Origin of the sequence: Parafrankia sp. FMc2, from assembly GCF_041008525.1 — a bacterium.
In the GTDB taxonomy this organism is placed as follows: domain Bacteria; phylum Actinomycetota; class Actinomycetes; order Frankiales; family Frankiaceae; genus Parafrankia.
The window spans coordinates 1-6691 of the sequence record NZ_JBFLUG010000236.1; the positions used below are offsets into that span (position 1 = coordinate 1).

Here is a 6691-nt window from a genome sequence, read left to right on the forward strand (position 1 = left end):
GGGTTGCCGGGCGCCTTGTGGCGTTCTGATCATGCTGGCGGGGTGCGGTCGCGGCGAAATAGCTTCGCGGCTTTCCTGCTGTTTGGGTGAGGTGTCCGTTTGGGATGTCTGCTTGGTGGTGGTTGACTCGCGTGATGAACGGTTCGGGTTTTGTGGCCTGGTTTTCGGGGTGTGGGAGTTCTGTCTGGTTTTAGGTTTGTGTCGCGGGCGGGGATGTTTCCCGCTGGGTTCAGGTCGCCGGTGGGGGTTCGAGGAGGTGGGCGAGTCGAGCCCAGGTGGGTGTGGCTTCTCCCGTGTGGAGGCGTCGGAAAAGCCTGGAGATGTTGTCGGTGGCGTTCATGAGTTTCCATTCCGCGTTCACGGCGGAGAGACCGGCGCGGAGGAAGCGGGTGAAACCGCGGTTGTGTTTGTGCTGGCCGAAGACGGGTTCGACGGTGGCGGCGCGGCGCGGGTAGGCGGCTTTCCCGGCGGCGGTGCCCAGGTGCCAGTCCATTTTCTGGCGTGGAGTCAGCCCGTCGGGAGGTGGGCCTTCGTTGACGGTGTCTTCGGTGGCCCGGCGGCGGGTTTTGTGTTCTTTTCCGGTGGCGGTGAGGATACGTGGGCCGGTGGGGTCGATAGCGGCGAGGGCTGCGTCGGTGCAGTAGCCGGAGTCGGCCAGGTAGAGATCGATGGTCTTGTCGGAGCCGGCGGCGGTGAGGCGGCACCGGTGTGGTCGATCATGGGGTGTAGCAGGTGGGTGTCGTTTTCGTCGGCGACGACGTCGGCGGTGAGGTTGAGTCGGTCGGCGGCGACGGCGTTCTGGGCGTTGTAGCCCTGGAGGTAGTTGCCGTGGGGGCTTTTCGTGATGCGGCTGTCGGGGTCGGTGACGTTGATTTTCTTGTCGGGATCGCGTCCCGGTGGTTGTGGTTTGGGGCCGCGGGTTTTTTGCCGGTGGTGGCCTCACGCGCGACTCGTTCGGCCAGGCGCTGGTCGTAGCCGGCGCATGCGGTGCGGTAGCCGTCGTCGAGGGTGTCTCGTGCGTGGACGAGTCGTGCCCGGCGGGTGGCCTTGCCGTGCAGTTTCTTTGGCAGGCCGGGGATGTCGGGCAGGGTGCCGGGTTCGCGTGGGGCTGGTGGGGTGCCGTCGAGGGGGTCGTCGGTGAGGTCGGCGCGGCGGGACTCGGCGAGGATTTCCGTGATGATCCTGGCGAGTTCGGTTTCGATGTCGTCGGTGAGCCGGGTGATCTCTTTGACGATGCTGATGCGGGTGCGGTTGGCGCGGAGGGAGGCCGGGCAGCGGAATTTCGACCCGTCGATGGCGGCGAGGGAGACGTCGCCCATGCCGGCGTCCAGGCAGATCCCGAGGATGGGGGTGAACACGGCTGTGAACGCCTTTTCGTGCCGGTCACGGAAACGGGAGATCGTGCTGTGGTCGGGGACCCGGCCGCCGGTGATGACTCGGTAGGCGATGTCGGTGCGGCAGTGTTCCTCGATCCTGCGGGAGGAACGTTCACCGTCGCAGTAGGCGTAGACGAACAGAGTCACCATCATGGCCGGGTGATAGGCGGCTCCACCTCTGCCGTCGGGGCGGTACGCGGTCAGGAACTCGGTGAGGTCCAACTGGTCGACCAGATCGATGAGGAAGTAGACGAAGTGGTCACGGGGTAGCCAGTCCGCCATGTTCGTCGGGAGGAGGAATTCCTGGTCCCGTTCCACCGGGTGGAAGTTGTACGCCACCGTCACCGCCTTCGCGTCGATATTCACCCTGCGGTCCTCATCGTTCCCGGCCACGATGCCGCCGTCCAGCACCCGCAAAGCGTGTCCGGGAGGAATTATGGGATGCGGGGAACCACCGCACGAAAAGTCACTGGAAACGTCGCCGGGTGAAACTCAGGCGCACGGTTCCCGATCGGACGCCGTGACGGTCAGACAGCATCCGCGCAGGGATCTTCGAGGCGAAACAGTCTAATCCCTCGACCTACCCATTTCGGACGTAAGCCACTTGACGCGCGAACAGTTCATGCAACATCCTCGGTAGGTCGATCAGCCCTGCGCCGGCGTTGACCTTCCGTGCACTGATCAACCCGATCGCGCCCCGCCCAGGAGGCCCTGGAGTCAGGCCGGATCTTGGTCGTCATTCGACGTCAAACCGTCGTCGTCCTCGTTGAGCCCGGCAGCATCCCGCGCCCGCTCGTCGAAGCCGTGGCCCTGCTCATGAGATCCGACTGCAGTTGGTCGTGAGCGCTGACTGCACCACATCGGGACCAGCGGCCTGTGCTCGCAACCTCTGGATGCACCCCTAGTTGCCGTTCTTGACCGCTACCAGCAGGCACTTCGCCCCGGCGCTGGAGGCACTGCAGTTCGTTCTCGCGAACATCGATCGGAAATCTTGATCGTTAGATGCAGTCGAACGGCGCGGACATCTGCACTCCGTTCTCGCGACCAGGGCTGCCCCGGCAGGAGCCCCGGAATAGGATGCGGACCGCTCATTCATTCTCTGCTCGGGTCCACGACCGTGGTTGCCTCATATTCCTGGGTAGCCGTGTCAGTCCGTCCCCGAGAGCAGAATTCACCTGCGCTTGTGACAGCCCCAATGTTCTGGAAAGGTCAACTCCGCGGATCCTGGTCTCGGTCAGGTTCGCCTCGTGCAGGTGGGTATGGATGCAGGTCGCCCCCATCAGTTGGGCGTCGGTGAGATTGGCCCCGGGAAGCTGGGCATCGTCGAGGTCGGCATTACTCAGGTCGGTCTCCGTGAGATTCGCCCTTTCCAGCATGGTAAAGGCGAGGTTGGCCTCCGCCAGCTCGGCGCCGGTGAGTGTGGCGTCGTTCAGGAAGGCGGCGGCGAGGTTAATCCGGCTTAGCTGAGCGTGTGCGAGGTCGGCTCCCTCCAGATGGGCGTCGGCGAGGCTGGCGTCTGCAAGGTCGAGGTGGGCGAGGCTGGCGTGCCCGGTGAGGTCTGCGCCCGTCAGGTCGGCGCGGGGGACTCCGTCACGTGTGGGAAGGCGACCCAGGACCTGGACTGCGGCACGGATATCCGATGCGGGGCGCAGCGGCGGTGTGGCCTGACGTAACGCCGGGTCTGTACTGCGGTCCCGCACGAACGCCGACAGCACCTCCACCACCGTGCGCTGATCTGCCGGCGAGTCCACCGCGATCCGCTCCAACGCGTAGATCCCTGCCAGCCGGATCCCCCGCTCGGCATCGTTGAGGAGTTTCACGGCTTCCACGTACAGCTCACGGACATGGGTGTTCTCGTTCGCCCGGCGCACCTCGGCATTGGCCTGGCGGGTCTCGTTCAGCGCGATCAGACCGCCAGCCACCGCGGTGAGCGCCGCCGCAGCGGTGAGCAGCCCGGACTGCAGGGCCGCCCGGGCGTCGGCATCGGCGGGGCTTGGATACATCCGGGCGGGCAGGTGCCAGATCGCCACCACCGCGCACACAGCGCCGATGGTGGCGATTCCCGCTACGAACCGCAGCCCGCGCCGGCCGGCCCGCCGACGCGCTCCCCCGTTGTCGACCATGGCTCGGTTGTACCGGACGTCCGCAGCGCGGGTCGCTCTCAGGAGTCGTGGGCGCGTCGGCTGTACCGGAACCGGTCGAGGAGGCCGAGGGCATCCGTCCCGTTCTCGCGGATGTTTTCCAGAACGCGGCGAGGTAGACGTGTACCGCGCGGGTGCTTCTGCTGCAGGAACGCCTCCAGCTTGGGCTCGCGGTTGAAGACGTCGCCATCGCCATACCCGAGCGCGGGAGCGGATCCGTCGTCGAGGAGGTGGCCGATGAGGGTGGCCAGGGTGCCCGGCCCGGAGCCGGTGTAGCCCCAGGAGACTCCCGGAGCCTCCAGGACGGGGATGGGGTAAAGGGTCCCGTCCTGGACGCGCACCCAGACGGGTCTGTCCAGAATGACCTCACGCAGGAAGCTCCCCTCGGGAAGCCGGCGCGGGGTGTAGGAGCTGAAGGTGACGTGGTCGGCGGGACCGAATAGGTAACGGCCTCGTTCGGTGACGACAGGGCTGGCGGTGACAGGGTCGACGAAGGTCCCCGTGATCTCGTCGCGGTCGGAGTTCCACTTCCAGTGGCCCGCGGTGGGTTCGGCGGCCTGGAGGCGGCGAATCCATTCCCGGCCAGCCGCAGTGGTGTCCTGGGCGGTCACGGAGAACGCGCCCCCGAAGGGCATGTGCTTCCCGCTCCACATGCTGATGGCGGTCAGGCACGCGACGGCGAGGTCGTCGGTGCGCTGCCACAGCTGGGCGACGCCCGTGCGGATCTCCTCCTCGGTGCCGATCTCGTTTTGGCCGGGATCGTCATGGTTGGGAAGGGCGGGGATGGTCATGGAGGCACGCTCGGCCTGCTGTCGCTCACGGAAGGAAAGCGGGTCACCAGGATCCGCGCGATCGTTCATGTGTGCGATGTCCGACTCGGCGGACTCAACGGCTTGCAAGCGGATCTCGTGGCCGATGGAGAAGCAGGCGACGCGGATCGGGGCGCCTTTTGCCTCGGTCAGTGCCATGTCGTACAGCGGCTCCCAGCTCGGCCAGGTCACGACATCCACGGCCGCGGGCGGATGGGCGGGGCGCCAGGCGGTGAGGTGTTGTTCGCGTCGCAGCTCGGAGGGCCACCAGGGCAGAGGGGCACCGATGTGGGCGGCGACCTCGGACCAGCGGGGCTCGTAGGTGAGCGTGGGGCGTTCCCGGTCGACTGCTTCGAGGTCGGGTAGGCCGTAGAGGTTCCAGGCATGATCGATCACGATCACGGTGGCGGCGTCGGAAATGTGGTCGAGGGCCGTTTCGGGACCGAAGCCTCGTTCGTGAGGGTAGATGACGGCGAGGCGCCCATGGCTGGTGCGCCAGTGGCCGGCGAAGTGCTCGTGGTGAAATCCACCCGGCTCGCTCCTGGTGTAGGTGCCGCCGTAGTACTGGGGAGCGATGGTGCCAGCCGGACGCAGGAGATGTGGGGTGTGTTCGGCGAGGTCGGGGTGGTGGGCGGAAAGCCAGCGGGCGAATCCGTGGCCCGACCACCGGGTGACGCCGCCGGTGTACTGCGGGTCCATTGGTTCGATCATGTCGGAACCGGCGGCGATGCGTCGCCAGGCGGCGCGGCTGATACGGAAGGCTTCTTGGAGCTGGGCGGCGCTCATGGACTGCAGCACGCGATGCCTCCTCATTCGGGGCACGGAATGGGCTTGCATCCATGTTGGCCGGCGGCGGCGCCTGCCGAGTCACTGTTTCGTTTATTCCGTTTTCTCACATAGGTCTATTTTCTGGGGTTAGGACGTAGGGTGGCCAGCCGTGGTGAAGGTAGGCGGTGCGACCCGACCGGCGAGCCTGAATCGCGGCGTGGCCGCGGCGCGCCATATGCGGTACTAGGGCCTGTTTGGGAAGTACGTCCCGAGGCTGACCGTGGAGCTGATGGTGACTTTCGGGTTGCATGATCAGTTGTGTGGCGCGGGGTGACCTCACGAACGAGCAGTGGGCTGTGCTGGAGCCGTTGCTGCCCTCGGAGGCGGACAAGAAGAAGCCGGGCAGGCCGGCGACGTGGTCGTGGCGGCAGCTGATCGACGGGATCCGGTGGCGGACGCGGACCGGGGCGCCGTGGCGAGACGTCCCGGCCCGGTACGGGCACTGGCGCACGGTGTACGGGCTGTTCCGGGACTGGCAGCGTGACGGGACCTGGAAACGGGTCCTGACCGCGTTGCAGGCGCAGGCGGACGCCGCCGGTCTGATCACCTGGGAGGTGTCGGTGGACTCGACGGTGGCGCGGGCGCATCAGCATGCGGCCGGGGCGTCGAAAAGGGGGCCGCGCAGCGGCAGTCCCCGGGTGGTGTTGACACCGAACCGGCGGATCATGGGATCGGGAGGTCCCGGGGTGGGTTGACGACCAAGCTGCATCTGGCCTGTGAGCAGGGGCAGAAACCGTTGGCGTTGCTGGTCACCGCCGGGCAGCGCGGGGACAGCCCGCAGTTCACCGCGGTGCTGGGTCTGATCCGGGTCCCTCGGCCGGGACGGGGCCGGCCCAGGACGTGTCCGGATCGGGTGCTGGCGGACAAGGCGTACAGCTCGAAGGGCAACCGGGCCTACCTGCGCCAGCGCGGGATCCGCGCCACCATCCCGGAGAAGAAGGACCAGGCCGCGAACCGCAAGAAGCTCGGCAGCGCCGGTGGGCGGCCGCCCCGGTTCGACCCGGAGGCGTACAAGCAGCGTCACGCCGTGGAGTGCGGCATCAACCGGCTCAAACGCCACCGGGCGGTCGCGACCCGCTACGACAAGCTCGCGGTTCGCTACGAAGCAACGGTCACCATCGCCGCGATCAACGAATGGCTACCCCGATGAACTTCCCAAACAGGCCCTAGGAGGGCATCGGCCTCCTGCCACGTGCACAGGCGCCAGGCGCGAAGCTCGCTGTCCTGCAGTCGCAGGCCCGCGGCCTGCGTCGGAGTGATCGTACCGCCGTCGAAGACGAAGTTGACCAGAGCAGGGCGGCCGTCCGGCTGCGGCGGCACCCAGTCAACGACCAGGAGCTGGCCGAGGCTGACGTCGAGGCCGAGCTCTTCCGCGATCTCGAGCAATGGTTGAGACCTGTGGATCGGCTGGGGAGGGCGTACCTTCCCGGTGATCGAGGTTGAGGTCTCAGTCAGGCCGACGTTGGCGCGTCGGTCGGGAAGGCACGCCCGTGCTCACGGTAGTACCTGAGGACAACGGATCCGAGGACGGCCAGGC

At 66.9% G+C, this 6691-nt stretch carries 5 protein-coding genes and 1 pseudogene; 1 reads left to right on the plus strand and 5 read right to left on the minus strand.

Annotated features, from left to right (window positions below):
* Positions 1-229 precede the first annotated feature (229 nt).
* The 4 genes from AB1460_RS34935 to AB1460_RS34950 all read right to left on the minus strand — a co-directional run bounded on the left by AB1460_RS34935 (position 230) and on the right by AB1460_RS34950 (position 5124).
* A complete protein-coding gene (locus tag AB1460_RS34935) occupies positions 230-493 on the minus strand; it encodes a transposase (RefSeq protein ID WP_368966650.1) in 264 nt (87 codons plus the stop codon).
* A 223-nt stretch (positions 494-716) separates the two neighbouring features.
* Positions 717-1742, minus strand: a complete 1026-nt coding sequence (locus AB1460_RS34940) for a transposase (RefSeq protein ID WP_368966652.1) — start codon at positions 1740-1742, stop codon at positions 717-719.
* 722 nt (positions 1743-2464) lie between these two features.
* Positions 2465-3499: a pentapeptide repeat-containing protein gene (locus AB1460_RS34945; RefSeq protein WP_368966653.1), complete on the minus strand. Its 1035-nt coding sequence runs from the start codon at positions 3497-3499 to the stop codon at positions 2465-2467.
* Between the two features lie 38 nt (positions 3500-3537).
* Positions 3538-5124 (minus strand): hypothetical protein, encoded by a 1587-nt coding sequence (locus AB1460_RS34950; protein ID WP_368966655.1) that lies wholly within the window; start codon positions 5122-5124, stop codon positions 3538-3540.
* A gap of 278 nt (positions 5125-5402) precedes the next feature.
* On the opposite strand from AB1460_RS34950, the pseudogene AB1460_RS34955 reads away from it, so the two are divergent.
* A pseudogene (locus AB1460_RS34955) lies at positions 5403-6304 on the plus strand (IS5 family transposase).
* On the opposite strand, the gene AB1460_RS34960 reads toward AB1460_RS34955, so the two are convergent.
* Entirely contained in the window at positions 6253-6540 is a 288-nt protein-coding gene (locus AB1460_RS34960) for a hypothetical protein (RefSeq protein ID WP_368966657.1), read from the minus strand. The pseudogene AB1460_RS34955 and the gene AB1460_RS34960 overlap by 52 nt on opposite strands.
* Positions 6541-6691 lie beyond the last annotated feature (151 nt).

Excerpts from the sequence above, each read along its gene's own strand:
- AB1460_RS34935 (WP_368966650.1), bottom strand. The coding sequence starts at position 493 with ATGGACTGGCACCTGGGCACCGCCGCCGGGAAAGCCGCCTACCCGCGC.
- AB1460_RS34945 (WP_368966653.1), bottom strand. The coding sequence starts at position 3,499 with ATGGTCGACAACGGGGGAGCGCGTCGGCGGGCCGGCCGGCGCGGGCTG.